General features: G+C 45.4%; 31 protein-coding genes. 15 read left to right on the forward strand and 16 right to left on the reverse strand.

Going from position 1 to position 25,283, the window contains the following annotated elements:
- Positions 1 to 109: 109 nt before the first annotated feature.
- From AC27G9_RS01615 to AC27G9_RS01625, 3 genes are all read left to right on the forward strand, one after another.
- Positions 110 to 427 carry an excalibur calcium-binding domain-containing protein gene (locus AC27G9_RS01615; protein ID WP_487070336.1) on the forward strand — a complete coding sequence of 106 codons (318 nt, stop codon included), beginning with the start codon at positions 110 to 112 and terminating at the stop codon, positions 425 to 427.
- Positions 424 to 816, forward strand: coding sequence for a hypothetical protein (locus AC27G9_RS01620; protein WP_487070338.1), 393 nt, complete (start codon positions 424 to 426; stop codon positions 814 to 816). The genes AC27G9_RS01615 and AC27G9_RS01620 overlap by 4 nt, the downstream gene beginning before the upstream one ends.
- A gap of 172 nt (positions 817 to 988) precedes the next feature.
- A complete protein-coding gene (locus AC27G9_RS01625; RefSeq protein ID WP_487070340.1) occupies positions 989 to 1,327 on the forward strand; it encodes a hypothetical protein in 339 nt (112 codons plus the stop codon).
- 118 nt (positions 1,328 to 1,445) lie between these two features.
- Here the strand turns inward: AC27G9_RS01625 and AC27G9_RS01630 are convergent, their stop codons facing one another.
- The 3 genes from AC27G9_RS01630 to AC27G9_RS01640 are packed head-to-tail and all read right to left on the reverse strand — an operon-like array spanning position 1,446 to position 3,086.
- Positions 1,446 to 2,072 (reverse strand): LysE family translocator, encoded by a 627-nt coding sequence (locus AC27G9_RS01630; RefSeq protein WP_487070342.1) that lies wholly within the window; start codon positions 2,070 to 2,072, stop codon positions 1,446 to 1,448.
- The gene (locus AC27G9_RS01635; RefSeq protein WP_487070344.1) at positions 2,062 to 2,565 is read right to left on the reverse strand and encodes a GNAT family N-acetyltransferase; all 504 of its coding nucleotides are present in this window, start codon (positions 2,563 to 2,565) and stop codon (positions 2,062 to 2,064) included. The genes AC27G9_RS01630 and AC27G9_RS01635 overlap by 11 nt, the downstream gene beginning before the upstream one ends.
- A 20-nt stretch (positions 2,566 to 2,585) precedes the next feature.
- Positions 2,586 to 3,086 (reverse strand): hypothetical protein, encoded by a 501-nt coding sequence (locus tag AC27G9_RS01640; protein WP_487070346.1) that lies wholly within the window; start codon positions 3,084 to 3,086, stop codon positions 2,586 to 2,588.
- Positions 3,087 to 3,288: 202 nt separating this feature from the next.
- On the opposite strand from AC27G9_RS01640, the gene AC27G9_RS01645 reads away from it, so the two are divergent.
- Positions 3,289 to 3,756: a helix-turn-helix domain-containing protein gene (locus AC27G9_RS01645; protein ID WP_487070348.1), complete on the forward strand. Its 468-nt coding sequence runs from the start codon at positions 3,289 to 3,291 to the stop codon at positions 3,754 to 3,756.
- Between the two features lie 34 nt (positions 3,757 to 3,790).
- Here the strand turns inward: AC27G9_RS01645 and AC27G9_RS01650 are convergent, their stop codons facing one another.
- Positions 3,791 to 4,675 (reverse strand): LysR family transcriptional regulator, encoded by an 885-nt coding sequence (locus tag AC27G9_RS01650; protein ID WP_487070350.1) that lies wholly within the window; start codon positions 4,673 to 4,675, stop codon positions 3,791 to 3,793.
- Between the two features lie 135 nt (positions 4,676 to 4,810).
- Here AC27G9_RS01650 and AC27G9_RS01655 point away from each other — a divergent pair, with 135 nt between their 5' ends.
- The 3 genes from AC27G9_RS01655 to AC27G9_RS01665 are packed head-to-tail and all read left to right on the forward strand — an operon-like array spanning position 4,811 to position 6,644.
- Positions 4,811 to 5,722 (forward strand): alpha/beta hydrolase, encoded by a 912-nt coding sequence (locus AC27G9_RS01655; RefSeq protein ID WP_487070352.1) that lies wholly within the window; start codon positions 4,811 to 4,813, stop codon positions 5,720 to 5,722.
- Positions 5,723 to 5,755: 33 nt separating this feature from the next.
- The gene (locus tag AC27G9_RS01660) at positions 5,756 to 6,193 is read left to right on the forward strand and encodes a nuclear transport factor 2 family protein (RefSeq protein WP_487070354.1); all 438 of its coding nucleotides are present in this window, start codon (positions 5,756 to 5,758) and stop codon (positions 6,191 to 6,193) included.
- A 13-nt stretch (positions 6,194 to 6,206) separates the two neighbouring features.
- Complete coding sequence (locus AC27G9_RS01665; RefSeq protein ID WP_487070356.1) at positions 6,207 to 6,644, forward strand: nuclear transport factor 2 family protein; 438 nt, start codon at positions 6,207 to 6,209, stop codon at positions 6,642 to 6,644.
- Positions 6,645 to 6,695: 51 nt separating this feature from the next.
- Here the strand turns inward: AC27G9_RS01665 and AC27G9_RS01670 are convergent, their stop codons facing one another.
- The 3 genes from AC27G9_RS01670 to cspD all read right to left on the reverse strand — a co-directional run bounded on the left by AC27G9_RS01670 (position 6,696) and on the right by cspD (position 8,560).
- Complete coding sequence (locus AC27G9_RS01670) at positions 6,696 to 7,145, reverse strand: NfeD family protein (RefSeq protein WP_487070358.1); 450 nt, start codon at positions 7,143 to 7,145, stop codon at positions 6,696 to 6,698.
- Position 7,146: 1 nt separating this feature from the next.
- Positions 7,147 to 8,091 carry an SPFH domain-containing protein gene (locus AC27G9_RS01675; RefSeq protein ID WP_487070360.1) on the reverse strand — a complete coding sequence of 315 codons (945 nt, stop codon included), beginning with the start codon at positions 8,089 to 8,091 and terminating at the stop codon, positions 7,147 to 7,149.
- A gap of 250 nt (positions 8,092 to 8,341) precedes the next feature.
- Positions 8,342 to 8,560 carry a cold shock domain-containing protein CspD gene (gene cspD, locus AC27G9_RS01680; RefSeq protein WP_487070362.1) on the reverse strand — a complete coding sequence of 73 codons (219 nt, stop codon included), beginning with the start codon at positions 8,558 to 8,560 and terminating at the stop codon, positions 8,342 to 8,344.
- Between the two features lie 200 nt (positions 8,561 to 8,760).
- On the opposite strand from cspD, the gene clpS reads away from it, so the two are divergent.
- A complete protein-coding gene (clpS, locus tag AC27G9_RS01685) occupies positions 8,761 to 9,081 on the forward strand; it encodes an ATP-dependent Clp protease adapter ClpS (protein WP_487070364.1) in 321 nt (106 codons plus the stop codon).
- 23 nt (positions 9,082 to 9,104) lie between these two features.
- Complete coding sequence (gene clpA, locus AC27G9_RS01690; RefSeq protein WP_487070366.1) at positions 9,105 to 11,381, forward strand: ATP-dependent Clp protease ATP-binding subunit ClpA; 2,277 nt, start codon at positions 9,105 to 9,107, stop codon at positions 11,379 to 11,381.
- Positions 11,382 to 11,454: 73 nt separating this feature from the next.
- Here clpA and infA read toward each other — a convergent pair whose 3' ends face one another.
- The 4 genes from infA to trxB all read right to left on the reverse strand — a co-directional run bounded on the left by infA (position 11,455) and on the right by trxB (position 14,248).
- Positions 11,455 to 11,673, reverse strand: coding sequence for a translation initiation factor IF-1 (gene infA, locus AC27G9_RS01695; RefSeq protein WP_487070368.1), 219 nt, complete (start codon positions 11,671 to 11,673; stop codon positions 11,455 to 11,457).
- 80 nt (positions 11,674 to 11,753) lie between these two features.
- On the reverse strand, positions 11,754 to 12,491 hold the full coding sequence (locus AC27G9_RS01700) for an arginyltransferase (protein ID WP_487070370.1): 738 nt from the start codon (positions 12,489 to 12,491) through the stop codon (positions 11,754 to 11,756).
- Positions 12,488 to 13,237 (reverse strand): leucyl/phenylalanyl-tRNA--protein transferase, encoded by a 750-nt coding sequence (gene aat, locus AC27G9_RS01705; protein WP_487070372.1) that lies wholly within the window; start codon positions 13,235 to 13,237, stop codon positions 12,488 to 12,490. Before aat ends, AC27G9_RS01700 begins: the two co-directional genes overlap by 4 nt.
- 54 nt (positions 13,238 to 13,291) lie before the next feature.
- On the reverse strand, positions 13,292 to 14,248 hold the full coding sequence (gene trxB / locus AC27G9_RS01710) for a thioredoxin-disulfide reductase (RefSeq protein ID WP_487070374.1): 957 nt from the start codon (positions 14,246 to 14,248) through the stop codon (positions 13,292 to 13,294).
- A gap of 441 nt (positions 14,249 to 14,689) precedes the next feature.
- Between trxB and yfbV the strand changes: the two genes are divergently transcribed.
- Both yfbV and AC27G9_RS01720 read left to right on the forward strand, forming a co-directional pair.
- Positions 14,690 to 15,139: a terminus macrodomain insulation protein YfbV gene (gene yfbV, locus AC27G9_RS01715; RefSeq protein WP_487070376.1), complete on the forward strand. Its 450-nt coding sequence runs from the start codon at positions 14,690 to 14,692 to the stop codon at positions 15,137 to 15,139.
- A 92-nt stretch (positions 15,140 to 15,231) separates the two neighbouring features.
- A complete protein-coding gene (locus AC27G9_RS01720; RefSeq protein WP_487070378.1) occupies positions 15,232 to 16,041 on the forward strand; it encodes an MBL fold metallo-hydrolase in 810 nt (269 codons plus the stop codon).
- On the opposite strand, the gene AC27G9_RS01725 is transcribed toward AC27G9_RS01720, so the two are convergent.
- The 3 genes from AC27G9_RS01725 to AC27G9_RS01735 form a co-directional block, all read right to left on the reverse strand.
- A complete protein-coding gene (locus AC27G9_RS01725) occupies positions 16,015 to 16,515 on the reverse strand; it encodes a SprT family zinc-dependent metalloprotease (RefSeq protein WP_487070380.1) in 501 nt (166 codons plus the stop codon). The genes AC27G9_RS01720 and AC27G9_RS01725 overlap by 27 nt on opposite strands.
- Entirely contained in the window at positions 16,516 to 18,378 is a 1,863-nt protein-coding gene (gene sppA / locus AC27G9_RS01730; RefSeq protein ID WP_487070382.1) for a signal peptide peptidase SppA, read from the reverse strand. It abuts the gene before it with no gap.
- 134 nt (positions 18,379 to 18,512) lie between these two features.
- On the reverse strand, positions 18,513 to 18,644 hold the full coding sequence (locus AC27G9_RS01735; protein WP_487070384.1) for a hypothetical protein: 132 nt from the start codon (positions 18,642 to 18,644) through the stop codon (positions 18,513 to 18,515).
- 236 nt (positions 18,645 to 18,880) lie between these two features.
- Between AC27G9_RS01735 and AC27G9_RS01740 the strand changes: the two genes are divergently transcribed.
- Together AC27G9_RS01740 and AC27G9_RS01745 are read left to right on the forward strand one after the other, a co-directional pair.
- A complete protein-coding gene (locus AC27G9_RS01740) occupies positions 18,881 to 19,489 on the forward strand; it encodes an HvfX family Cu-binding RiPP maturation protein (protein WP_487070386.1) in 609 nt (202 codons plus the stop codon).
- A 141-nt stretch (positions 19,490 to 19,630) separates the two neighbouring features.
- Positions 19,631 to 20,182 carry an NAD(P)H nitroreductase gene (locus AC27G9_RS01745; protein ID WP_487070388.1) on the forward strand — a complete coding sequence of 184 codons (552 nt, stop codon included), beginning with the start codon at positions 19,631 to 19,633 and terminating at the stop codon, positions 20,180 to 20,182.
- A 50-nt stretch (positions 20,183 to 20,232) separates the two neighbouring features.
- On the opposite strand, the gene pyk is transcribed toward AC27G9_RS01745, so the two are convergent.
- The gene (pyk, locus tag AC27G9_RS01750) at positions 20,233 to 21,669 is read right to left on the reverse strand and encodes a pyruvate kinase (RefSeq protein ID WP_487070390.1); all 1,437 of its coding nucleotides are present in this window, start codon (positions 21,667 to 21,669) and stop codon (positions 20,233 to 20,235) included.
- 303 nt (positions 21,670 to 21,972) lie between these two features.
- Positions 21,973 to 22,824, reverse strand: coding sequence for a MurR/RpiR family transcriptional regulator (locus tag AC27G9_RS01755; protein WP_487070392.1), 852 nt, complete (start codon positions 22,822 to 22,824; stop codon positions 21,973 to 21,975).
- Between the two features lie 269 nt (positions 22,825 to 23,093).
- On the opposite strand from AC27G9_RS01755, the gene zwf reads away from it, so the two are divergent.
- Both zwf and pgl read left to right on the forward strand, forming a co-directional pair.
- Positions 23,094 to 24,587, forward strand: a complete 1,494-nt coding sequence (gene zwf, locus AC27G9_RS01760; RefSeq protein WP_487070394.1) for a glucose-6-phosphate dehydrogenase — start codon at positions 23,094 to 23,096, stop codon at positions 24,585 to 24,587.
- Entirely contained in the window at positions 24,587 to 25,279 is a 693-nt protein-coding gene (gene pgl, locus AC27G9_RS01765) for a 6-phosphogluconolactonase (protein WP_487070396.1), read from the forward strand. The genes zwf and pgl overlap by 1 nt, the downstream gene beginning before the upstream one ends.
- The last annotated feature ends 4 nt before the right edge of the window (positions 25,280 to 25,283 follow it).

The raw sequence follows: 25,283 nt of genomic DNA on the forward strand, positions 1-25,283 counted from the left end.
GCTAAACAGCAGTAAGCCGCAACGTCAACTATGCTCTGGTATATTGGGAATAGTTTATATACTCTTGATGTATGACGCTAAACGCTATTTTCACGTTAAAGGATTAACCATGAATGTAAAACATGTTGTGATTGCCGTAGTGTTAATCATGAGCGTATACCATTGGCTAGTTAAGCCCAGTCTTAATACTCAACATCAAAGTGTGCCGCCTATCTCAGGGTTGGATATTGAGAATAAACGATTACCTGCGCAAAGCCGTGAGCTACCACTGTTTCGGTGTGATCATCGGCAACACTGCAGTCAAATGCGCTCTCTTGCAGAAGCTGAGTTTTTTCATCAATATTGCCCCAATACCAAAATGGATGGTGACAATGATGGCTTCCCATGCGAGCGACAAGCTCGCCAGAATAGGTGGAGTAATGAATGAGTATCTGTGATTTGACCATGCAACGGAAAAGCGTTTTTAACTGTATTGCGAAAGCGTTGGCCATGCTGATTTTTTCTGCAGCGTCTGCGGTTTCCGCAGCTCAAGATATTTCAGGAACATGGCTACATGCAGATAAGCCTGCCAGTATTATAATCAATTTGGATACAGGCATCGCGTCTGTAGGCCATAATGAACTCAATCCGGAAGCGGTTGGCTTGACTGTCATTAGATCGCTAAAAGTGGCGAATGAAGGTGGCAGATGGGATGGTGAAATGTTTAACGGATACAAAGGCCAATACGACCCAGTTGTTGTAACGTTATCGTCGCCAACAGAACTAGTCGTATACGATCACAATAATCAGCCAGTTCTTAAGTTATGGCGTCAATAAGACGCAATCAAATCACACCAGATCGAGCTGATAATTCAGAGGTCGCGACGAGACAGGTACAGTTTGCCTGATAAGGTTTGCGAATCCGCTCGGGCTCGACTAGTGTTAGGTGTGTCTTTGCAGTTTTAGGATGAAACGGAAGAGGTTTTCAAGCGCAAAAGGGAATTTTACAGTGAAGTACATCTTTGTTCTGCTTTTTATTATTATCGCACTAGGCTGCGCCAAGCCCGCTAAGCACGACTCTCAATTTCAACCCGAATTGGCCAAGCAACAGGCTACCAAGGCTTTTGAGGAACACGGCTTTCATCAGCTGTCGGGGAGGCTCAATGGCGCTATTTATAATGGTGAGCACGATGTTGACCAACAGACACTTTTTTGTGTTCACAGAAACTCAAATACCAAATTGATTGTGAAAGAAGTGGATACAACAAGTGATGAAAGTGCCCGCTACTACATCGATATCTACAATAAAACGCTGTTAGAAAAACGTGCTGAACAACTGGGTTGTTAGCGATAGTGACTCCTTTGTACAGGCAATCTACACTCCAGTATGTTCCGTTGGGTAAATAAAAGGCAATCCGATTTAAATTTTTAAGGCAAGGCCAATGCACTCTAGCAGTGACCTTGGTTTATTGGTTGCGGGTAAACAGCAACAAACCGCCAAAGCCTATAAATGTCGCTCCACATAGTTGCTTGGTGCGTTTTGCAAGTTTAGATTGAACTACACGTGGTTTTGCTCTTGCCGCTATGAAGGCATAACCAGAGAGGCAGGCAAAAGACAAGCCCATAAAACTAGTGACTAACACCACAAACTGAGGAAGTACCGGAGCGTGGAGCGTGATGAATTGAGGGAACAATGCAATGGTAAATACTAACGCCTTGGGGTTCGTCATGGACACTGCTATTCCTTGACCGAACAGTTTGACAACGTGTTCTTGGCGAAGCGCCTTCTTCGTTACCTCAAGTTTAAAAGAACCGGACCTGAATAGTTTAATGCCGAGATAACACAAATACAGGGCGCCTAAGGTTTTTACCACTGTGAAAGCCACTGCAGATTGTATAATGAGCGCACTTAACCCCAGCACTGATAAAGACGATAAACACAATAAGCCTGTGACGTTGCCGAACACCGTGGCGAGAGAGAGTTTAAATCCGTATGTCAGGCTATTCACCGAAACCAGCAGCGCGGCTGGGCCTGGTGTAATCGTTGCGATTAAGGCCAACAAACAAAATGATAGCCACTGTTCAATCGGCATGGGATTCACCTAGTTGTAACTGCCAATAACCAACATCTAACCAACGACCGCACTTAAACCCAATGTTTTCAAAATGCGCGACTTTCTTCATGCCTAATTTCTCATGTAAACCAACGCTAGCGGGGTTAGGTAGGGTCACGCCACCAACAACAGTACGAACACCATTGTCCGCCAGTCTGGAGAGAAGTTCGCGATATAAAACGGTGCCGTGACCTTGGCCATGCGCCTCATTCGAGACGTAAACCGTAGACTCGACAGAAAATCGATAGGCACTTCGGGCTTTCCACGGTGTTGCGTAAGCGTACCCCAAAATGTCATTTCCGTTATCTTCTACCAGCCATGGTAGGCCATGAGATTGGGATAAAGCGATTCTTTCTCCAATCGTTTCCGATGTGACCGGGCTTTCTTCAAATGTCACAGTACTGTTGAGGACATAATAGTTATAAATTGCTGCAATAGCTCTAGTGTCTTGTTGAGTCGCCTCTCTTATCAACGTCCTCTCCTTGAAATTGTTTAGTGTTTGCGTAAATAGAGTAAACCGAGGTTGCCCCGAGACACAGTGAGCGTGTGCTGGTCGTGTTCTCTCAGTCTATTAAAAACGAAGCTGGTGCTTTCAAATTTTATTGTTGTACCACTGTCATCGTCCCTGATTTCAACAAAGTAGCTCCCGCCATAGCGCTGGCTAAAGTGTTGCTCTTTAGAAACGACTTTACCTGAAATCGTGAGTCGTTCATGTCCGCCTATTGTATTGATTAAATACACATAACCACCACCAATTACGCTGAGGTAAGCGCCCAGGCCCAAAATCAATAGACAGCGCAAGGGGCTAAAATAACTGGCTCCTTGTTTGCGCCAGCCACGCCACAACACAATGAATATGAAGGGCATTGCCAACGCGAACAAGGCTAGTTTTACGTGCGAATAATTAATGCCCATGTCGGCGCCAAATGTTAGTCCAATCATTGTGAACACGATGAAAACGGTGATGTACAACACCTTGATTACATTTTTCATGTATGCGGCGTATTTTTCAATTCATTGGAAGTTACCTGCCATGGTAAATCGGTATTAATAAAAAATTCAACAGATTAGCGATAGTGATGTAGGAGTAATCAGCCCCGTATTTATCACTGTCGGGCAAGTGTCGGGTTAATTTCGTGCCCGACATGCGATACTTTATTCGACAATTCCGGTTGATAAACAAAAGGGCAGTTTCATGATTCTAAAACAGTTGCGCATTGCGCGCCGTCTATCTCAAGAGCAGTTAGCTGATATGTCTGGATTGAATGTCAGAACGATTCAGCGAATTGAGAGCGGAGCGAATGCCAGTTTGGAATCACAAAAATGCATCGCTGCGGCCCTCGACATCACTTTAGAAGTTCTCAACCAGGAAAGCCTTATGATCGATAAACAATCTGACAACTGGAAATGCCTGCCATTCTTCATGAAAGTTTGGTTTACACTTAATTTTCTGCAAGTTCGCCCGGCGCGTCGCCTTGCATTGCGAGTAGAATTTATTTGTCTCGTTTTTGCGGTTGTGTTTAGTACGCTAGGTTTATGGTCAGAACCTGCGCAGGTCGGCGGTTTATTTATGTTACTGACAGCCAACCTTTTCAGTGTGCTGAAATGGCAAGGCGATAAATACCAAATTTGGTATGAGCCACTAGATTGTCAGGAAGAGTAGGATATTGAAGCCAACGTAGGCTTGATGGTTTACATCAAGCCTGTAGGTGTTCGATAAATAGACGTAACGGCTGCATTGAGCGGTACTCCCGCGGAAAGTAAATGAATATACCTGGCAACGTTGGTAAGTGGCCTTCTAAGACAGAAATGAGCTCGCCGGTCTCGAGCTCTTGAGTACAGTATTCCTTGAGCGTATATATCAACCCAACATCTTGTTTTGCCAAATTGACCCAACTCGGCAAGGTATTGACGATGATTTGGTGGCTAACATCGATGGCATATTGCCCCGATTCGTCTACGAAGTCCCAACTGGCCAGTTGTTTAGATGACAAATAGCGATAGCAAATACATTGATGTTTAAGTAGGTCTAGAGGGAGCATCGGTGTGCCGTTTTTAGCTAAGTAGGTGGGACTCCCCATTACTGCTAGAGGCATTGGTGGCGTTAATCGAATAGCAATCATATCCTGACTAATTCGGTCACCCATTCGAAAACCCGCATGCATGCCTTGGCCAAGAATGTCTGACAAGGCGTCTGTCATCGACAGTTCGAGTTCGATTTGAGGGTATTGTTGGCAAAAGGATGCGATTTTGCTTTTTAATACCAAGTCGTAAACGAAAGAAGGCAGTGTCAGTTTCAATTGGCCAACCGCTGCATTGCCGGTAGTACGAGCATTGTCGATGGCCGAGGCCAGTTGCTCGAAAGCTGGGCTTGCGCCACGCATTAGGGCTCGCCCGGCCTCTGTCAAACTCACCGAACGAGTCGTGCGTATGAACAAGGGCACTCCTAATCTTTCTTCGAGCGTTTTTAATTGATGGCTCACCGTTGAAGGTTTCAACCCAAGCGCGTCGGCGGCTGATTTAAAGCTGCCTTGTTCCGCAATTGCTGCAAATACTTCTAATGTACTCAGTGGTAAACGCATAGTTGTTTAAAATTTATTGATATTGTTCGAAATAATACACTAAAGAAATGCAAAATTGGGATATTAAACAATAAAGGGTTTGTGACTATAGTTTTCTTCAGACGAAAAATACGAATATCAGAAGGAAAACGTTATATGTCGAACAACATTATCAATCTACAAAATACCCCTTCCAAAAAAGGTGTCATTTGTGAAAGCGTTACGTTTACTAGTCACGGAGAAACGCTAAGAGGCAATTTGTACACACCTGAAAATGTCAGTGGCAGATTACCCGCTGTGATTGTCACAGGAGCTTGGACAACGGTAAAAGAGCAGATGCCAGGTACATACGCCAGAGAACTCGCCGCTCGCGGTTATGCTGCGTTAGCGTTTGATTTTACGGGTTGGGGTGAAAGTAGCGGTACGGATCGTTTTATAGAAGACCCTGCAGTCAAAACCGCAGACATAAAAGCCGCAGCTCAGTATCTGAGTACGCGAGACGATATTGTCAGCGAGAGCATTAACGGTTTAGGCGTATGCGCGTCATCTGGTTACATGGCTGATGCGGTAGCAACAAGTCAAGACCTTCAAAAAGTCGCGTTAGTTGCACCTTGGTTACACGATCCGGCAATGGCTGAAGCGATTTACGGTGGGCCTGATGTGGTACCCGGCATGATCGCGGCGAGTGAAGCACCTGACGCAAAGCAGCAAGTTCTGTTGGGGGCAAGTGCGACAGACGACAGTGCCATCATGTATCAAGCGCCATACTACACGGAGACTGACAGAGGATTAATCAAGGAATATGACAACCAGTTTTCTGTAGCAAGCTGGAAGCCCTGGTTGACTTATGATGCTCAACGCTCTGCGGATGTATTGAATAAACCTATGCTAATGGTCGGATCCCCATCAATTGCATTACCTGCGGGAGCCGAAGCTTATGAAGCGCGGACAAAAGCACCGTTAGAAAAACTATGGCTTGGCGATGACGTGAATCAATTTGATTTTTATGATCGCAAAGATGTGGTTACCAAAGCCAGCGACGCAGTTGCAGACTTTTTCAACGCCTAATCATCTCAACCATGGTGCAAAAGGCGTTGCGCCATGGTGACTAACACTATAGTGAGTAAAACAATGACAACACGGGGCCTAGAGAGCTTAGCTCGGTTGTTTTTTCAGATAGTTGATTCGCAACAAGCCAGCGCTTTACGACCGTTTGTTTGTCGCGACATTCGTCTGCAGTTTGCTAATGAGCAAATCGCTGTTGGTGCCGATGCGCTAATTTCAGTATTTGAGGCTAGCCAATCGAAATTCAAATCTATTGAGCATGATATTCAAGGCATATGGACTGGCCAATGGCACGGCGGTGATGTGGTATCCGTGGAGGCAATTGCCCGATACCGATTGAAACGGGCGAGCAATGCCAGCCAAAGTGATATTGATTTACCCGTAACCAGCACACTGCGGCTTAATAACGACGGCAAAATTGCAGACTATCGAATTTTCATGAACCCTGCGCCAGTATTCGGTGAAAACCCATGAGGAGTAAAAAATAGTGACTCAAGCTGAAAACAACAAAATGACGGTACGCACTTTTTTTGCGGCTGTAGAAGCGGAAGACGCGTCAGCTATCGCAAACTTGTTTGCACTGACAGGTGAGCATATCAACCCCTATCACTCAGGGGTGTTTCCAACGGGAGCAAAAGGTCGAACGGAAATTAACGCGTATTGGGCGCCGACATTTGGCAACTTTGCGGGCATGGAATTTCCTATACACGAGCTGTATGCGATGGAAGGTGGTGACAAGGTGTTTGTGCGTTACACCGGGCGTATAAAATTAAAAGATGGAGCAGGGTGGTACGAAAACGAGTACTACTCTACTTTCAAATTTAACGACGACGGTGAAATTACTGAATATGTTGAGATTTTTAATCCGGTTACAGCGGCAAAAGGCTTTGGCTTGCTTGCTCAGCTCATTGGTGCCAATCAGTAGCGAGTGCACGGATTCGAAAAAAGCGTGAGTACATCACTCACGCTTTGCTTGTTATGCAGGGGTGACGTGCAGCACGCCAACTTCTACTTTTTCTATGGTTACCGTCGTGCCGGCGGTAATGGTATGGGTTGATTTGATTTTCCACACCACGCCAGAAAATTTAGACTGGCCTGGGGCATTAGGAGCAACATTCGACTCTAACTCGAAGGTGTCACCAATCCAATCTGAAGTCACATTTTTTGGTGCTTTTGTGGCTTGAAGTCGGCGCATTGGCGCCCACATCGCCGCAGTTAACACTACATCAATGACCGCCGTGCTAACGAAAGCATCCAAAATGTCGGGGCTAAGCACGCCCATGTACATCAGGCCTGATGTTGCCATCAAAGACAACCCCAGCGTTAGCAATAAAATGGTGGTAAAACCCATTAATATTTCGGCCACAAGCAATAGTATACCCGCTCCGAGCAGCATGTGGGGTAGGTCGGTTAACATGTTTTCCATATTAATCCTTCCCTGAGTGACTCATTTTGTTGATGATAGACATCGCTGTCGCGACCGTATTACCGATGTCGGTGGAACTGTCAGACATCAATACAACCGTGGAATCATCGGCGATTTTTTCCTTGGCGACAATAGCGCCTTTAGCTAGATCTAGTTGAACCGCCTTTTGGCCTTCGTCAGTCGCCGCTGCTTTACCTATTGTCTCTAATGCTTCAGCTTCCGCTTTGGCAACGCGGGTGATCGCTTGGGCTTCACCGTCAGCTTTGAGTATTTTTTCTTCTCTATCCGCTTCAGCGGCCAGTACGATAGCGGCTTTATCCCCTTCGGCACGGTTGATTGCTGCTTGGCGGTCACCTTCTGATTCTAGGATTTGGGCCCGTTTTACCCGTTCGGCCTTCATCTGTTGTTCCATCGCATCGAGCACACTCGTTGGTGGCTTGATGTCTTTAAGCTCATAACGCAACACTTGTACACCCCAGGGGGCCGCCGCTTCATTTAGCGCTGAAACGATATTCGTGTTGAGCATGTCTCTTTCTTCAAATGTTTTATCAAGTTCCATTTTGCCCAATTCACTACGCATAGTAGTTTGGGCTAGTTGTGTTACGGCAAACACGTAATCTTCGACACCATATGTCGCTTTGTAAGGGTCTACGACTCTAAAATACAACACGCCATCTACATTCAAGGTGATATTGTCTTTGGTAATGGCAGATTGCTCGGGTACGTCACCCGCCTGTTCTTTTAACGAGCGATCAGCGGCGACTTTGTCTATAAAAGGGATGATAAAGTTAAGCCCAGCCTCGAGAGTGGTATTGTATTTTCCAAATCGAGAAATGATATAGGCCCGGTTTTGTGGCACAAATTGAATAGATGATTTCAGTAATACCAGCACCAAAATTATCAGCGCGGTTTGAAAGGTGAGTAGATGTTCAAGTACAGCTTCCATTTGCCTTACTCCTCATTAACTTAATCCGTTGTGACCCTAGTTATGCTTTATAAAAGGTAAGCAGACTAGCGTTCTCCTCATGATAGAGGAATCGAATGGGCAAAAGCGAGAGAAATATTGTTGCAAAAAGCGTCAAACCCAGTGGGGGAGCCGAAACAAAAGAGGAGCTGTCGATTTAATGCAGACAAACAGAAGCGCTGGCTTGGTGACCAAGTCAGCGTTTTCTGTGTTTATTAGGTCAAACTAGAGCTTAGCGCTCTGGTTCGTCAACCAAGCCGATATTTTCGGCGTGCAATCCCTTAGGGCCTTGCTGAATGTCAAAGGTTACGTCTTGACCTGCTTTAAGAGAGCGATAACCTTCCATTTGGATGGTTGAGTAGTGAGCAAAAATATCTTCGCCACCATCTTCGGGTACGATAAACCCAAAACCTTTTGCGTTGTTAAACCACTTAACTTTGCCAACCGCCATACTTCCACTTCCTCTTAATCCTTGAACTAACACTTAAGTGCCCCCACAATGTAATTATGAGAGTGCAGCCTCGTGCGTCACTTCACGTGGCTGTAATCAAACTGTAGATTTTTTGACCGCAATATGTCAAGGCAAAATTGAAATATTAATAAAACGGTAAACTTTTTAGATTTTGTCCCAGCAGGCACTATCATTAAATTATGAGCAAAGATAACGTAACTAGTATCGAGAAAGAAAAGCACTTAGAGGCGGTACGCAAGAAAGCCACGCCGCCTCCTATGTATAAAGTAATATTGAACAACGATGACTATACACCGATGGATTTCGTTATCGAGGTACTCGTTCAGTTTTTCAATATGGACGCTGAAAAGGCCAACCAGTTAATGCTCACTGTGCATTACCGTGGTAAAGCGGTATGTGGTGTGTACACTGCCGAAATAGCCGAGACCAAAGTGATGCAGGTCAATCAGTACGCACGTAAGCATCAACACCCGCTTATGTGTACGATGGAGCAGGCGTAGTCAATCAGTAGGAGACGAGCGATATGTTAAATAAAGATTTAGAGCAAACCCTAAATGAAGCCTTCGTGTTTGCCAGAGAGCATCGTCATGAATTTATGACCGTGGAGCACTTGTTGTTAGCCTTGTTAGACAATGCCGCAGCTCAGGAAGCCTTGGTGGCATGTGGTGCTAATATTGACACGATCAAAGAAGAACTCACTGATTTTGTTAAAGATACCACCCCTCTGATTATGGATGACCAAAACGGGGAGCGCGAAACGCAGCCTACACTCGGTTTCCAACGCGTTTTACAGCGCGCCGTTTTTCATGTGCAGTCCTCTGGCAAAGAGGAAGTGACTGGGGCCAACGTGCTAGTGGCCATTTTCAGTGAACAAGAATCTCAAGCGGTTTATATCCTCAAAAAGTCGGATGTGACTCGACTTGATGTGGTTAACTTTATTAGCCACGGCGTGAGCAAAGTGGATGACGAGGAGGCAACACCACAGGAGTCCTCCGAAGACGGTGGCGAAGGTGAAGAAAATCAGTCGCCATTGCACAAGTACGCAACAGATCTCAATAAACACGCTCAAGACGGTAAAATCGACCCACTTATTGGCCGCGACTCGGAACTCGAACGCACTATCCAGATATTGTGCCGTCGTCGTAAAAATAATCCGCTACTGGTTGGTGAGGCCGGCGTAGGGAAAACTGCCATTGCAGAAGGGTTAGCCTATCGCATTGTGAATAATGAAGTACCGGAAGTCATAGCAAACAGCACCATTTATTCTTTGGACTTGGGTGGGCTACTTGCGGGGACCAAATACCGTGGTGACTTTGAGAAACGCCTAAAAGGTATTTTACGCGAATTGAGCAAAGACCCAGATGCCATTTTGTTTATCGATGAAATTCATACCATCATAGGTGCTGGTGCCGCATCTGGTGGCGTCATGGATGCGTCAAATCTACTCAAACCAAAACTGAGCAGTGGAGAATTGCGCTGTGTTGGTTCAACGACATACCAAGAATATCAAGGCATTTTTGAAAAAGACCGAGCATTGGCTCGTCGCTTCCAAAAAGTAGACGTCGTAGAACCAAGTGTGAGTGATACCACGAAGATCTTACAAGGTTTAAAGTCTCGTTACGAAGAACACCACAGTGTTCGGTTCACCAACAAAGCACTGCAAGCTGCTGCTGAATTGTCGGCTAAGTACATCAACGAACGTCAGCTACCTGATAAGGCTATCGATGTCATGGATGAAGCTGGTGCAAGTCAGCGTTTGTTGCCTCAGTCGAAGCGCAAGAAAACCATCAATGTGGCAGATATCGAGCAAATCATCTCTAAGATTGCGCGAATTCCTGAAAAGTCTGTGTCTGCGTCGGATAAAGAGGTGCTCAAAAACCTACCTCGTAACTTGAAAATGGTGGTGTTTGGTCAAGATAAAGCCATTGAAACACTCAGTGATGCCATTCATTTATCACGCTCGGGCTTAGGCAATGAGAAAAAACCAATCGGCAGTTTCTTGTTTGCTGGTCCAACAGGTGTAGGTAAAACAGAGGTTACTCAACAGCTGGCTAAAATTATGGGTGTTGAGCTCATTCGTTTCGATATGTCCGAGTACATGGAGCGTCATGCGGTGAGCCGATTGATTGGCGCACCTCCGGGTTATGTTGGTTTTGACCAAGGCGGATTGCTAACTGACGCTGTGATTAAAAATCCATATTCGGTGGTGTTGTTAGACGAGATTGAAAAAGCGCACAGTGATATTTACAACATACTACTGCAGGTAATGGACCACGGAACCCTGACTGACAACAACGGGCGTAAAGTGGACTTCCGCAATGTGGTGGTGGTGATGACAACTAACGCCGGTGTTCAAGAGACGATTCGCAAGTCTATCGGCTTCAAACAGCAAGATCACAGCCATGATGCCATGACAGAGATCAATAAGGTCTTTACGCCTGAATTTAGAAACCGTTTAGACGGGATAATTTGGTTCAACCACTTAGGTTCAGACGTGATCTTGCAAGTCGTTGATAAATTTATCATCGAGTTACAAGCACAATTGGACACCAAAGGAGTGTCTATGGAAGTCACTGCCGATGCCAGAGCTTATTTGGCGGAGAAGGGGTACGACAAATCCATGGGCGCGCGCCCAATGGCGAGGCTCATTCAAGAAGAGCTTAAGAAAGAGCTGGCGAATGCATTGTTGTTCGGTGAGCTAGCCAACGGCGGCGACGTTGTGATTGATTTAGACAATGACAAACTGGCGTTTCAATATTCAGGTGTTGCTAAATCGAAAACGGAGAAAGCGACGAGCTAATCGACGAATTTTAGACATAAAAAAGCCCGCGTTTGCGGGCTTTTTTGATACCGATTGTCTTTACACCGAGCAATTATCTGGCGCGATAAACAATACGACCTTTGGTCAAATCATAAGGTGTCATCTCAACTGTGACCTTGTCACCAGTAAGAATTCTGATGTAGTTCTTACGCATTTTACCAGAAATATGCGCAGTGACCACGTGGCCGTTTTCTAGTTCAACGCGGAACATAGTATTTGGAAGGGTGTCGAGTACAGTCCCTTCTAGTTCAATACAATCTTCTTTTGCCATGTAAAGCAGTTACCTCAGTAAGTCAAAATTTTGCCGCGCAGACATTAACCAATTAGGGGCTTTAAGTAAAGCGATATTCTCTATTTTTTACTAATTCGCTGCCATTTGTTATCAAAAAATCGCTCATGTGGGAAAAACTTGCCTTTGTAGTTCATTTTGGGCGACTCATCAATCTGATAGCCAAGGTAGACATAGGGGTGTCCCAAGCGTTTAGCATGTTCAATTTGCTCTAGTATCATCCATGTACCAATCGAGGTTCGCGCGTAGTCAGGATCGAAAAACGTATATAGCGCCGAAAGTGCGCTGTGTGACATCTGTGGCAATGCATCGATTTGGTCGGTCACTGCGACACTGATAAGCTTTTCGCTATCATAGCCCTCGATATAGAGGGGCGTTTTCCAATTACAATCGACGAAATTGAGGAATTGCGTTTTATCAGGTGGATACATGCTGCCATTTTGGTGACGCTCATTAATGTATCGCTCATACAAAGGGTAATAGTCAGGTTTGAGCTCACTACTGAGCTGGGTGTGCAAATGACGATTTTTATTTGCTATCCGCTTTTGGCTTTTACTTGGAGAAAATTCGGTAACTGGGATTCTCAGAGACTGGCATGCTTGGCAGCTAGGGCAATGGGGGCGATATATTTGTTCGCCACTGCGTCTAAAACCTGCTTGAATCAGCCTAGCATAATGGTGATCGGCGGTGAGCCGGGATGCGAGTGTGTCATCATCAATTTCCTCGACAAACACCAGTAGTTGCTCTTCTCTATCGTCGAGATAGCTGCAAGAAAATGTAGGTGTGATACCAAATTTCATACCGTCGACAAGGTCCTTTTACACCATAACTCTCGATAACTCTCTGAGAGCTGGCCTTTCTCATCCAATGTCATGTTGGCACCGTGTAAACGCCGAATAAAACTTTCGCGAGATATTGATGCCGCGCCCAAGCTTGCTAAATGTTCTGTGGGTAATTGGCAGTCGATAAACGCCATGTCATGCTGCTTCATATGTTCAACTAATGCGTAAAGTGCGAGCTTTGAAGTATTACTCTTTTTGTGGAACATGGACTCACCGCAAAAGACTTTGCCTATTGCTACACCATAAAAACCACCGACTAACTCAGAACCCTCCCACACTTCTACTGAATGAGCGAGCCCAGATAAATGCAATTGGATGTAGGCTTTTCGCATATCCATCGTAATCCATGTTGCAGCATCTTCATCAAGGGCTTGTAAGTCCCTTCTAGGAATTGTGGCACAAGCGTTGATTACATCGACAAAGGCATGATTCATCGTTACGGTATAGCGCTGCTGTCTTATGAGTTTACGCAGGCTAGATGAACAATGAAAATGCTCAAGCTCGATAACGGCACGAGGGGACGGTGACCACCAAAGAATCGGTTCGCCTTCGTTAAACCACGGGAAAATGCCCTGGCTATAGGCGAAATACAATCGACGAACACTGAGGTCTCCACCGAATGCCAGCAGGCCATTTGGTTCATCCAAAGCAGTGTCAATATTCGGGAAGGGGGTGTCTTCAGCGAGAAAAGGCAGCTCAATCATAGGTTAAGCTTAATGTGGGTTTGCCAATAAGAAAAGGGGCTTTCGCCCCTTTTTTTAATCTTCTAGTGCGTCGAGGTATTTCTCGGCATCTAGTGCTGCCATACAGCCTGTGCCAGCAGACGTGATCGCCTGACGGTAAATATGGTCTGAAACGTCACCTGCAGCAAAAACGCCTTCAACGCTAGTTTGCGTGGCATTGCCTTCGGTTCCGCTATTCACTTTTAAGTAACCATCTTTCATCTCTAACTGACCTGCAAAGATATCAGTGTTAGGTTTGTGACCTATGGCGACGAACAAGCCCATTACATCGAGATCTTCTGTTGCATCGGATTGGGTATCCTTAATGCGCACCGTTGTCACGCCCATTTCGTCGCCCATGACTTCATCCAGTGTGCGGTTGAGGTGCAATACAACGTTACCGTTCTCCGCCTTGTCCATGAGTCGGTCAGCCAATATTTTTTCACTGCGGAACGTGTCGCGACGGTGAATGACGTGAACCTCAGAGGCAATGTTAGATAGGTAAAGTGCTTCTTCAACCGCAGTATTACCACCACCAATTACGGCAACTTTTTGATTGCGATAGAAGAAACCATCACAAGTTGCACAAGCTGATACACCTTTACCCATGAACGCCTGCTCAGACTCCATACCTAGGTATTTAGCAGAAGCGCCTGTCGCAATGATGAGCGCGTCACAAGTATAAGTGCCACTGTCACCGTATAGAGTGAAAGGTCGCTTCGTTAGGTCGGTTTTGTTGATGTGATCAAAGATGATTTCAGTATCAAACTTCTCAGCGTGCTTTTGCATTCTTACCATCAAATCTGGACCGGTTAGACCTTCAGGGTCGCCTGGCCAGTTTTCGACTTCTGTAGTTGTGGTAAGTTGTCCGCCTTGTTGAATACCTGTCAACAAAACAGGGTTTAAGTTAGCTCGAGCTGCATAAACAGCTGCTGAATAGCCCGCTGGGCCTGAGCCTAGGATAAGTAGACGAACGTGTCTGCTTTCTGCCATTGTTATCTCCAAAGATTGCCGGTTGTAGCGAATGCATCGCTACTTCTACGTATGCTTCAGTAAATTGGGGCACTAATTGCCATAATCAACTTCGACTTTATCTATCGAGTTGATTGATTTAATAGTTTAGAGACCGTATCACTCGCGACTTTATTTAAAAAAAATGAAAAAACTGTTCTAGCCTTGAATCGCGCTTATCTTTTAGCGATTAAATTCGTCATTTAGTCTAATGGGTGCTCTACTTTCTTCGTGTGTACGCTATAATGAAAAAACGTCCTGTCGAAACGGGTAGGGCGGCTACAACGTCTATTCGACACGCGCGCAATAATGAGCATCACTGCTCGGTCCTATTTTTTGCAGCCGTATAGTAACGCGTTAACTTGTGTACTGTACAGGGCAAGTCGTTATTCGTTATAAGCAAACGTAAATTAGAGGTGAATCATGGGGCAGCAGTCGTTGGGCGCGATGGTAAGAGACGGTCAAGATTACATGAAAACTTGGCCAGTAAAAAAAGAGCTGTATGCACTCTTTCCTGATTGTCGTGTTGTCGCGGCGACTAAATTTGCAATTAAGTTCATGCCTCCTGCGGCTGTCGTAGCTTGTGCGTTAATGATAAACAATTTTGGTGCCTCATACATACCACAAGCGATTGCGGTAGCAGCCTTCTTTTTGAGCTTACCCTTGCAAGGGCTAATTTGGCTTGGCCACCGTTCCAATCAAGTTCTACCACCACAACTGAGGCATTGGTATAAAGAAATTCACGCCAAAATGGCGGCTGAAGGCTGTAAAGTACAGGCGATGAAAGCCAAACCTGAGTACCGCGAGCTCGCTATGCTGTTAAAGATGGCATTCGAAGAGCTAGACCGCGTCTTTACCAGAAAGTGGTTTTAACCTCAGTGTAATCAATTGGGTGCGTTGTCATCTATTCGTCAACATAACGACATACACTAATAATCACAATAGTCGATTGTTGGCGGCTCACTATGTCTGTGTCTACTTTGTCTTCAAACTCTTGCCAGATGGAACAGCTCGTAGCATCAAACTCTGTGGACTCAGTGCGCTTTTTGGGTGTGGGGGCGGCTTCATCGCACGAACTCGGCAATGCCTGCTGTGTACTGGAAAGCAAACACTCTCCTTGGCTAATGATCGATTGCGGTTTTGATGCCCCAAAGCGCTTTTACACACAGTACCAAAAATTACCTCAATCCATTTTCATTACCCATCTTCACATGGACCACATTGGTGGTATCGAACAACTTTACTTTACAGCTGCATTGTCAAAACAAACCGTGCGCTTGTACGTGCCGAGAAACTTAGTGGCAAGGTTCTGTCAGGTTTTCGATAATACTGGTTTGGCAGAAGGTGGACACAATGTTTGGGACGTGCTGCAAATTGTGCCAGTGAGTGAGCGTTTTTGGCACGGTGGAGTGCAGCTTCGAGCCGTTGAAGTTCGTCATCATGCTCCGGGCTTCAGTTTTGGCTTGTTGTTACCGGGTACATTTTTTTTCAGCGGTGACACTAGACCAATACCCGAGATACTCAACACCTTGGTGATGAATAATGAGGTGATCTTTCACGATTGCTGTGTAGAAGGTAATCCCAGTCACGCGGGAATTGGCGAATTGCTAGCACAATATCCTTTGTCGGTTTTATCCCGCATGTACGCTTATCATTATCAAAATGCTGAGGATGCCCTTGTGTTTCAACAAGCGGGTATTCGTACCGTCGCGCAGGGCCAGTGTATACCTTTGCCGGCCGCTAGCTATTCAGTCAATCACGTTCAATCGGCGTAATGGTTCACCACAGGTTCGGCATAGATATTGGCGTTTGTTTCTGACGATGTTGTTGTGGCGTCGGATAGACAGGGGAATAACACGGCACCTACACTGATAATCAACCGTTTTTAGGCCTAATGGCGTTAAATCCAATTGATGGGTTGTTAGGGGCTTGCGACCAAATACTTCCATCATGATTGATTGCCATTCGGGGCCGTGGGGTTTCACTCTGCCGTATAGTGTATGTACAAGTAAATGGGAGATTTCGTGGGGAATGACATCCAGCAGGTAAGCTTCGGTATTGTGAGCGAGGAGCACCGGATTTAAATTAATTCTATTTTGCTGGAGAAATGCGCTGCCCGCGTTTTTGCCCGCTCGTCGATAAGATAAAGCAGGGCGCACAAAAGTGCGCCCTAACTTTGATTCTGCTAATTCGTAACAGGCGTTCACAGTTGATTCCACTTGTGAACGCAGTTGTTCAGTTAACGCCACTTATATTCGGCATTCCAAACAGTAGATATAGACGCCATAGGGGTCATTCAGTGATTGAAGCGCGCCAAACTCTGAAATGGCCTTTTTCACCGCATCTAACATAGGGCTTTGCGTATCAGCAAAGAGTGTTTTAGCGGTAAACACGAAGGCTTGACCAAAGAACTCTTTCCAGAAGCGTTCCTGTGACGATAGGTCACGCTCTACATATATAGTGTCGTAGTCGTCGACTTCAGCCAGCTCAGCCGCCACTTCTACTGCTCTGTCGAGATTGGCAAGCTCGTCCACTAAACCTAGCTCCAATGCTTGCTCTCCAATCCAAACACGGCCTTGCGCGATGTTATCAACGGCTTCAGGTGTCATTTCACGGCCCTCAGCAACAAAGTTGATGAATTGGCTGTATGTCCCTTCGACACTGCGCTGGAATAGCTGGCCATACTTAGGGTTTAACGCGCGTGCAGGTGATAAACCGGCGAGTTCTGTTGATGCAACGCCATCTGTATGTACACCAAGATAAGAGGATAGGGTGTTTTCATACGTCATGAACATACCAAATACCCCAATAGACCCTGTGATCGTGCTGCGAGCAGCGATAATTTTATCAGCGTCCATTGATATCCAGTAACCACCTGATGCGGCATAGGTTCCCATCATGGCCACAACGGGTTTTCCTGCTTCCTGCAAGCTCAATACTTCTTGGCGAATAATTTCTGATGCGAATGAGCTACCGCCACCCGAATCAACGTGTAAAACAACCGCTTTTACTGAGTCGTCTAAACGTGCCTTTCTCAGCAGTCGAGCTGTGCTATCACCGCCAATGGTGCCAGCCTTCTGGTTGCCATTCAAAATGGTGCCTTTCGCTACAACAATGGCCACTTTGTCATTGCTATTGCTCACAACTGGCATTGGTGGATTAATGACTTTTTCGTATGTTCTCAACGATGTCAGATTGATGCCCATGGCGTTGTCGCCTTTGCCAACCAATTCAATTAACTCTGTGCGAATTTCTTCTCGTGTTTTGAGCGCGTCTACCCAGCCGTAATCGAGAGCGTACTGCGCGAAATTACCGTCAGCACTATCAAATTTTTCCAATAAACCGTCGAGGGTTTCATCAAAATTATCTGGGTTGATATCACGAGCCGTTGCCACGTCAGCTTTATACAAATCCCAATAGATGTCTAACCAAGCTAGGTTGGCTTCTTTTGCCGCTTCTGACATGTCATTACGCAACACAGGCTCTACCGCTGATTTGTAGGTGCCGACGCGGAAAACATGTGTCGAGACTTTGAGTTTGTCGAGCATATCTTTGAAATACATGCCAAAACGGCCGTACCCTTCAAACATAACTCCACCCATTGGGTTCAGATAGATATGGTCGGCATGAGCTGCGAGGTAATACTGGTTTTGCGAAAAGTAATCACCGACTGCATACACAGGCTTTTCAGAAGTTTTGAAGTCTTCAATGGCTTCTGCAATGGTGCGTAACTTGTCTAAGCCACCGCCGCCTAAATACTGTAAGTCCAAGATCAATGCCTTGATTCGGCGGTCTTCCTTGGCGTTTTCTAATACCTTTACAACGTCTCTGACCAGCACTTCAGGGTTATCAGGCTGTTGATTAAACGCTTCTTGCATGAATTCTTCAAACGGATCAACGCCTTCTTTTTCGATAACTAAATTGCCAACCAATTTAAGGTGTAGTGCACTCCCTTTGTTGACTTGAAGCTCCTGCTCACCACCTGACATGGCAACAACAATGCCAATAATGATTACAATGAAAATCAGGTTGAAAAACAGTTTGCGGCTGAAATTTAAAACACTCCACAAACCTACAAACAGGGACTTAGTCCAACTTCCTTTTGCGGCCATATAATTACTACCTCATCTTTTTCTATGCGCTTATCATATCCATTGTGCTATGGATAGCTAATCATTAATTGTAATTAAATATTAATTGCAGGGAAACTGGACCCGCCTTTCTTACAATTTATTGCGGATTCGAGTTATTGCGGATTCGGGGTGTCTAGCCATTTTTTAATTAGCTGGGCAATGCGTTGGTGATCGTCTTCTGACAGTGACATCAGCAAGTTTGCTTTATTTCTTTTGTATCCCACTTTCTGTTGACCCTTAGTCATTAATTTCCCGAGCGGTGATTGAGAGTTTGATTTCATTGTCATAACTTCTACATTTATGAAAGAAAATACGAGTTTTACTGTTCTTTATGTTAGCAATGCTGAGTCAGTGTTTTGATGGTGCTTAAGACAACAGGGTAATGAGCGCCGATTAATTCACAAATGCAAAATTTGATCGGACACACGCTTAACAGCAAATACACCGAGACCGTAACTACAACCTAAAAGAAGAACGCATCATGAAAATGATTATAAACCAAGTCGACAAAATCCTTAATGCCAGCAAAACATTAGACGGCATTCCATTGTTACTGCTCAGATTGTATTTGGCACCTGTTATGATCCAGGCTGGTTGGAATAAATACAGCCACTTTAGTGACACCGTCGCTTGGTTTGAATTCAGCCTTGGTATGCCGTTACCAGGATTAATGGCGGGTCTTGCTGTGGCCGCAGAATTGGTCGGTGGCGTATTCATTTTGTTTGGCTTTTTGACTCGATTAACAAGCATACCGCTAATGGTGACTATGCTAGTGGCAGCGGTGACAGTTCATGCTGAAAACGGTTGGTTGGCGATTGCAGATGCGAGCAGTTGGTTAGCGGACGGCACGATTTTATTGAATGAAAGTGTAATGGAAGCACCAGATAAATTAGCCGCAGCAAAAGGCATTCTAGAAGAGCATGGGCATATTGATTGGTTAACCAGCAGTGGCAACTTTGTGGTACTAAACAACGGTATCGAGTTTGCCGCAACCTACTTCATTATGCTGGCTGTCTTGTTCTTTTATGGTGGTGGCCGCTTTGTCAGTGTTGACTATTTCTTAGGCAAGCGTTTACTAGCAAAAGACTAAACATACAAAGGCCCTGGTGAAGACTTATCAGGGCTCTTTTTCGCAATGTACACTGCTCAATAAAAATCAGCGCCGTAAACTGGCCTTTTTACCACTTTAGACTTAGCATTGACCCATAACTAGTCATATTGGAGTCTAACGTTGGACGCAATTTCCATTCTTCTTAATCGCCATTCTCACCCTCGTTTAATTGCACCTGCGCCGGCAGAACAAGCTCTTGAAAACATTATGCAAGCAGGGTTGAGAGCACCCGACCACGCCTGTCTGACACCTTGGCGTTTTATCGTTTGTACAGGGCAGGGCTTAAACAAGTTGGGAGCCCTATTTGAGCAGTCTGCAATAGACAATGATAAGACGCAAAAAGAGATCGAGCGCGCACCACAGTTACCATTGCGCGCGCCTATGGTTATAGTGGCGATTATGGATTATAAACCCCATGACAAAGTGCCTAGGGTTGAGCAGGTTGCGTCAACGTCATGTACAGTCATGGCAATGCAAATGGCCGCACAAACGCAAGGGTTTAACGGTATGTGGCGCACGGGTTCGTATGCCCATTGCGATATCGTCAAGCAGGGTTTGGGGTTAAAAGAAGGAGATGAAATTATCGGCTACCTTTACCTCGGTACACCAGAAAATGATATGTCAAACATCCCGCTGAGAGACAGCCAAGACTACTTCGAATTTTGGTCATAAAAAAAGCCCGCAAATTAGCGGGCTTTTTTGTGAATCATCGGCGTTTACGTTTAGTCAACCGTGACTAATTTCAATGCGTTGGTTGCTCCAACTTTTTCCATTTCGTCGCCATAAGTGAAGATGACGTTATCGCCCGTTTCTACTAAGCCATGTTCTTTTAACGTGTTCATTACATCGCCTTTCAATTGACCCGGCTCACTATTGCGAGAATCGAAGTAAACCGGTTTCACGCCACGGCATAATGCCATGGTATTCAAAGTATGTTCATGACGAGACATACCGATAATAGGCAATGTCGTTGTAATACGCGACATCAACTTCGGCGTATTCCCACTTTCCGTTAAGCCTACAATCGCTTTCACACTGGCTAAATGATTTGCTGCGTAAACCGCTGACAACGCGATGGTTTCACTTACGTCAGAGAACAGTTCATCTAAACGGTGTTTTGAAAATTTCACACTCGGGTGGGTTTCTGCACCTTCACAAACACGAGCCATGGCTTGTACGGTCTCGATAGGGAAATTACCCGCAGCGGTTTCTGCCGACAACATGACCGCATCTGTTCCATCGAGCACCGCATTAGCAACGTCCATGACTTCCGCACGTGTTGGCATGGGGCTATCAATCATAGACTCCATCATTTGAGTCGCGGTAATGACCACTTTATTCAGTTGACGAGAACGAGCAATAAGGCGTTTCTGCACGCCGACTAACTCAGCGTCACCAATTTCTACACCTAGGTCACCACGAGCAACCATGACCGCATCAGATGCCTTTATGATGTCATCCATTGCTTCATCAGAGGCAACGGTTTCTGCGCGTTCTACTTTGGCACAAATCTTCGCGTCCAATCCCGCTTCTTTGGCTAGAGAGCGGGCATAATCAAGATCAGCACCACTTCTCGGGAAGGAAACGGCTAGGTAGTCAACACCAATTTTAGCTGCAGTGATGATGTCGGCCTTATCTTTGTCCGTTAGGGCATCGGCTGATAGACCACCACCTTGACGGTTAATCCCTTTGTTGTTGGAAAGCTTCCCACCCACTGTGACTACCGTTAAGACTTTTCTACCTTCTACGCTTTCAACTTGTAATTGAATACGCCCATCATCCAATAAGAGCAAATCACCAGCAGATACATCATCTGGCAATGCTTTATAGTCGATACCGACGGCATCTTGGTGACCGTCTTCTTTACCCATTTCAGCGTCGAGAACAAACTTATCACCCACTGCTAGCTTAATCGGGCCGTCTTTAAAACGCGACACTCGGATTTTTGGCCCTTGCAAATCGCCCAGAATTGCAACGTATTTCCCAAGGTTTTTAGCGGCTTGCCTTACGCGTGCTGCACGTTCGATGTGGTCTTCGGCCTGACCATGAGAGAAGTTCATTCGAACAGTATTTGCACCTGCGGCAATAAGTGCCTCTATTTTTTCCAGCGTATCTGTTGCTGGACCTAGTGTTGCTAGTATTTTGGTTCTTCTAGTCATAAGGATCTGTCGCTTTGCCTTTTTGCTAACGTGGGTAGGTTTCGAAAATACGTAAATGAAAACGTTTTACGTAATTTTATTACAGAATAGTAGTTGAATCTGACAGAAATGTGAACGTCAGATGATTATTACTTGGCCAACTTAGGGAGAATTTGATGCTGGTAAGACCAGAGACGTTGTAAATTACCCACAATTCGTTGAAATTTAGTGCGTTGTGAAATGAAAAGACTAACGAGTTTTTAATGGTGTGAGGGGAGAGAAGCGGTCGCATTTGTCTGGTGTAGCGACCACTTCGCAGGGAGCTTAGTCGTTGCGTTTGTCGTAACGTGAACCGCGTAGTGTATCTTTTACTCGTTTGAGATTCTCTCTAAACTTATTGCCTCGTCTCAGGGTAAAGCCCGTCGCCAATATATCAATCAATGTTAACTGGGCGATACGAGAGGCCATTGGCATGTACATATCCGTATCTTCAGGCACTTCAAGTGATAAAACCATGTTGCATTCTTTTGATAACGGGCTTTCTGCTGACGTAATTCCTATTACCGTTGCATCGTTCATACGTGCAATCTGAGCAATTTCGACAAGGCTTTTAGTTCTTCCGGTGTGAGAAATCAACACGACAACGTCACCCTCAGCGCAATTCATACAGCTCATTCGTTGCATTAGGATATCTTCGAAATAAACAACGGGGACATTGAATCGGAAAAACTTATTCAGTGCGTCATGTGCCACAGAAGCAGAGGCGCCTAGGCCGAAGAAAGAAATTTTGTTCGCCTGAGTCAACAAATCTACAACACGGTTAACGGTGTTAACGCAAATGGATTGTCGAGCCACTTCAAGTGATGCCATTGTCGATTCAAAGATCTTGTTGGTGTATTCTTCTGGCCCATCACTTTCGTCGACATGGCGATTTACGTAAGGTGTACCATTGGCCAAGCTTTGTGCTAAATGCAACTTAAAGTCAGGGAAACCTTTAGTATCCAAGCGACGACAGAATCGATTTACCGTCGGCTCGCTCACGTCAGACATCTTCGCCAGTGTTGCTATACTCGAATGGATCGCCGTTTGAGGATTGGCAAGTATGACCTCGGCTACTTTCCTTTCAGACTTACTGAAAGCGGCCTTGTTTTGAGTGATTTTTTCTAAAATATTCATGCAAATTTGGCGTTCAAGATGTCATTTATTATTAATATTCCTGTAAATATACTACCCAATGTAACGAAAGTAACAAGAAAAATGTAATTTTTTGACATTTGGTTAAGTCGGGCTACCCCGCAAGTCTCTGTGAACAGGGGGCGCAATACAATGTGTAACTCAAGTTGTAATTTTACTACATTTGGTGTTAACTATACGCTAACAACATTACCGATAGCATTGGAGCCTGCCAATGACTATCGCTTTGGGCAAACAATAAGGTTGATGATATGGTAATGGACAATTCCTTTGAACCCTGTGATTTCGTGCTATTCGGCACACTGGGGGATCTGTCTCGACGCAAGTTACTTCCTTCTTTATACCAGCTAGAAAAGGCTAATTTGGTTCATCCTGAGACCACTATTATTGGTGTGGCACGCCAGGACTTGAGTAAAGAAGACTACATAAAGCAAGTTAAAGAGAATATTGAAAAATTCAGCGGCGAACCTGTGTGCGACGAAACATGGGCGCGTTTAGAAGCTAAGTTGGACTACATCTGTGTCGATATGCGCGATGAGGCGAGCTATCAACAGTTTGATGGGCATGTAGACCCTGAGCGCACGATGGTTTGTTACCTCGCTACGCCGCCATCAATTTATGGCGATATCTGTAAAGGGTTGCATAGCTGTAACATCATTGACTCAAGTGTTCGAGTGGTTCTAGAAAAACCAATCGGTCACGATTTAGAAACGTCAAAAGAAATTAACAACCAAGTTGCAGAGTATTTCGACGAGAGCCAAATCTACCGCATTGACCACTATCTTGGTAAAGAAACGGTATTGAACTTGATTGCACTTCGTTTTGCTAACTCAATATTTGCAACGAACTGGGATCACAACAGCATTGACCACGTTCAGATTAGTGTTGCTGAATCTGTCGGTATCGAAGGTCGTTGGGGCTATTTCGATGACGCCGGTCAAATGCGTGACATGGTTCAAAACCACTTGTTACAAGTGTTGACCCTGATCGCGATGGAGCCGCCTGCAACGCTTGACGCAGACAGCATCCGTGACGAAAAGCTAAAAGTGCTTAAAGCACTACGCCCTATCAATTCGTCTAATATTTCGGAAACGACGGTTCGCGGTCAGTACACGTCTGGCTTTGTAAAGGGCGAAGAGGTACCTGGTTATTTAGAAGAGCCAGATGCGAATACTGAAAGCCAAACTGAAACCTTTGTCGCGATTAAAGCAGAAATCGACAACTGGCGCTGGGCCGGCGTGCCTTTCTACCTTCGCACGGGTAAGCGTATGCCATCGAAGGTCAGTGAAGTGGTAATTTACTTCCGTCGTCAGCCTCACAATTTGTTCGGTGACAGTTTCAAAAACCTTCCTCCTAACAAATTGGTTATCAGACTGCAGCCTGACGAAGGTGTTGAAATCACGGTAATGAACAAAGTACCGGGTTTGACGAGTTCTGGCTCTATGGACCTGCAAAAGTCTAAGTTGAACTTGAGCTTCTCAGAGGCCTTCTCTGATGACCGTATTGCTGATGCATATGAAAAGCTATTGCTAGAGGTGATGTTGGGTAACCAAGCCTTATTCGTACGTCGCGACGAAATTGAACAGGCGTGGACTTGGGTTGACTCGATTTTAGAGGCTTGGAAGTCGTCAAACGAACCGCCAGAACCCTATCAAGCGGGTACTTGGGGTCCAGTCGCATCGATTGGTCTTTTAGCGCGTGCAGACAGAGCCTGGTATGAAAGCCGAGTAGGGAAGAAAAAGTAATGGCATTGCAAATCGAAAAATTTGAATCTGCTGATACGCTTACGTCGGCATTTGCGACAAAGCTTGTTGAGTTGCTTGAAGCGGGTATCGCTAATAATGGCCGGGCGTCATTGGTCGTCAGTGGTGGTCGCACACCACTAGCCTTGTTTAAAACGCTCAGCAACACAGAACTTGCATGGGATAAGGTTGACATTACGTTAGCTGACGAGAGATGGGTTGACGGCGACCATGATGCTTCGAATACAAAATTAGTAAAAGAAAACCTCATTCAAAATCATGCGGCGGTGGCGAACTTTGTTTCTCCTAAAACTGCCCATGAAGATGCTGCGGACGGTATCGCTGAAGCAGAGGCACTATTTAAAGGCCTATCGCAACCGTTTGATGCTTTGATTTTGGGCATGGGCGAAGACGGTCATACTGCTTCTTTGTTCCCTTGTTCAGAGCAGGTTTCTGAAGGATTGGACATGGATAGCGGTAACACCTTAATTGCTGTTCAGCCGACCACTGCGCCTCATCAGCGCATATCGTTGACATTGCCTGCATTACTCAACAGCAGGAACATATTTTTGCATTTGACTGGAGATAGCAAATTAGCCGTGCTTGAAGATGCCATGGCCAATGCTACCGAAATAGAAAAGCCTATCACAGCAGTCGTTAATCGCGCCCCTGTCACCTTAATGTGGGCGCCGTAGGAGT

The sequence above is a fragment of the Alteromonas sp. 5NS40-0096 genome (genome assembly GCF_057544385.1).

Excerpts from the sequence above, each read along its gene's own strand:
- AC27G9_RS01720 (WP_487070378.1), top strand. The coding sequence starts at position 15,232 with ATGTCTGTGTCTACTTTGTCTTCAAACTCTTGCCAGATGGAACAGCTC.
- pgl (WP_487070396.1), top strand. The coding sequence starts at position 24,587 with ATGGCATTGCAAATCGAAAAATTTGAATCTGCTGATACGCTTACGTCG.
- yfbV (WP_487070376.1), top strand. The coding sequence starts at position 14,690 with ATGGGGCAGCAGTCGTTGGGCGCGATGGTAAGAGACGGTCAAGATTAC.
- AC27G9_RS01630 (WP_487070342.1), bottom strand. The coding sequence starts at position 2,072 with ATGCCGATTGAACAGTGGCTATCATTTTGTTTGTTGGCCTTAATCGCA.
- AC27G9_RS01645 (WP_487070348.1), top strand. The coding sequence starts at position 3,289 with ATGATTCTAAAACAGTTGCGCATTGCGCGCCGTCTATCTCAAGAGCAG.
- AC27G9_RS01755 (WP_487070392.1), bottom strand. The coding sequence starts at position 22,824 with ATGAATATTTTAGAAAAAATCACTCAAAACAAGGCCGCTTTCAGTAAG.
- clpA (WP_487070366.1), top strand. The coding sequence starts at position 9,105 with ATGTTAAATAAAGATTTAGAGCAAACCCTAAATGAAGCCTTCGTGTTT.
- AC27G9_RS01660 (WP_487070354.1), top strand. The coding sequence starts at position 5,756 with ATGGTGACTAACACTATAGTGAGTAAAACAATGACAACACGGGGCCTA.
- zwf (WP_487070394.1), top strand. The coding sequence starts at position 23,094 with ATGGTAATGGACAATTCCTTTGAACCCTGTGATTTCGTGCTATTCGGC.
- cspD (WP_487070362.1), bottom strand. The coding sequence starts at position 8,560 with ATGGCGGTTGGCAAAGTTAAGTGGTTTAACAACGCAAAAGGTTTTGGG.
- AC27G9_RS01675 (WP_487070360.1), bottom strand. The coding sequence starts at position 8,091 with ATGGAAGCTGTACTTGAACATCTACTCACCTTTCAAACCGCGCTGATA.
- AC27G9_RS01655 (WP_487070352.1), top strand. The coding sequence starts at position 4,811 with ATGTCGAACAACATTATCAATCTACAAAATACCCCTTCCAAAAAAGGT.
- clpS (WP_487070364.1), top strand. The coding sequence starts at position 8,761 with ATGAGCAAAGATAACGTAACTAGTATCGAGAAAGAAAAGCACTTAGAG.
- AC27G9_RS01650 (WP_487070350.1), bottom strand. The coding sequence starts at position 4,675 with ATGCGTTTACCACTGAGTACATTAGAAGTATTTGCAGCAATTGCGGAA.
- infA (WP_487070368.1), bottom strand. The coding sequence starts at position 11,673 with ATGGCAAAAGAAGATTGTATTGAACTAGAAGGGACTGTACTCGACACC.
- aat (WP_487070372.1), bottom strand. The coding sequence starts at position 13,237 with ATGATTGAGCTGCCTTTTCTCGCTGAAGACACCCCCTTCCCGAATATT.
- AC27G9_RS01700 (WP_487070370.1), bottom strand. The coding sequence starts at position 12,491 with ATGAAATTTGGTATCACACCTACATTTTCTTGCAGCTATCTCGACGAT.
- pyk (WP_487070390.1), bottom strand. The coding sequence starts at position 21,669 with ATGACTAGAAGAACCAAAATACTAGCAACACTAGGTCCAGCAACAGAT.
- AC27G9_RS01640 (WP_487070346.1), bottom strand. The coding sequence starts at position 3,086 with ATGAAAAATGTAATCAAGGTGTTGTACATCACCGTTTTCATCGTGTTC.
- trxB (WP_487070374.1), bottom strand. The coding sequence starts at position 14,248 with ATGGCAGAAAGCAGACACGTTCGTCTACTTATCCTAGGCTCAGGCCCA.
- AC27G9_RS01670 (WP_487070358.1), bottom strand. The coding sequence starts at position 7,145 with ATGGAAAACATGTTAACCGACCTACCCCACATGCTGCTCGGAGCGGGT.
- AC27G9_RS01620 (WP_487070338.1), top strand. The coding sequence starts at position 424 with ATGAGTATCTGTGATTTGACCATGCAACGGAAAAGCGTTTTTAACTGT.
- AC27G9_RS01735 (WP_487070384.1), bottom strand. The coding sequence starts at position 18,644 with ATGACTAAGGGTCAACAGAAAGTGGGATACAAAAGAAATAAAGCAAAC.
- AC27G9_RS01615 (WP_487070336.1), top strand. The coding sequence starts at position 110 with ATGAATGTAAAACATGTTGTGATTGCCGTAGTGTTAATCATGAGCGTA.
- AC27G9_RS01740 (WP_487070386.1), top strand. The coding sequence starts at position 18,881 with ATGAAAATGATTATAAACCAAGTCGACAAAATCCTTAATGCCAGCAAA.
- sppA (WP_487070382.1), bottom strand. The coding sequence starts at position 18,378 with ATGGCCGCAAAAGGAAGTTGGACTAAGTCCCTGTTTGTAGGTTTGTGG.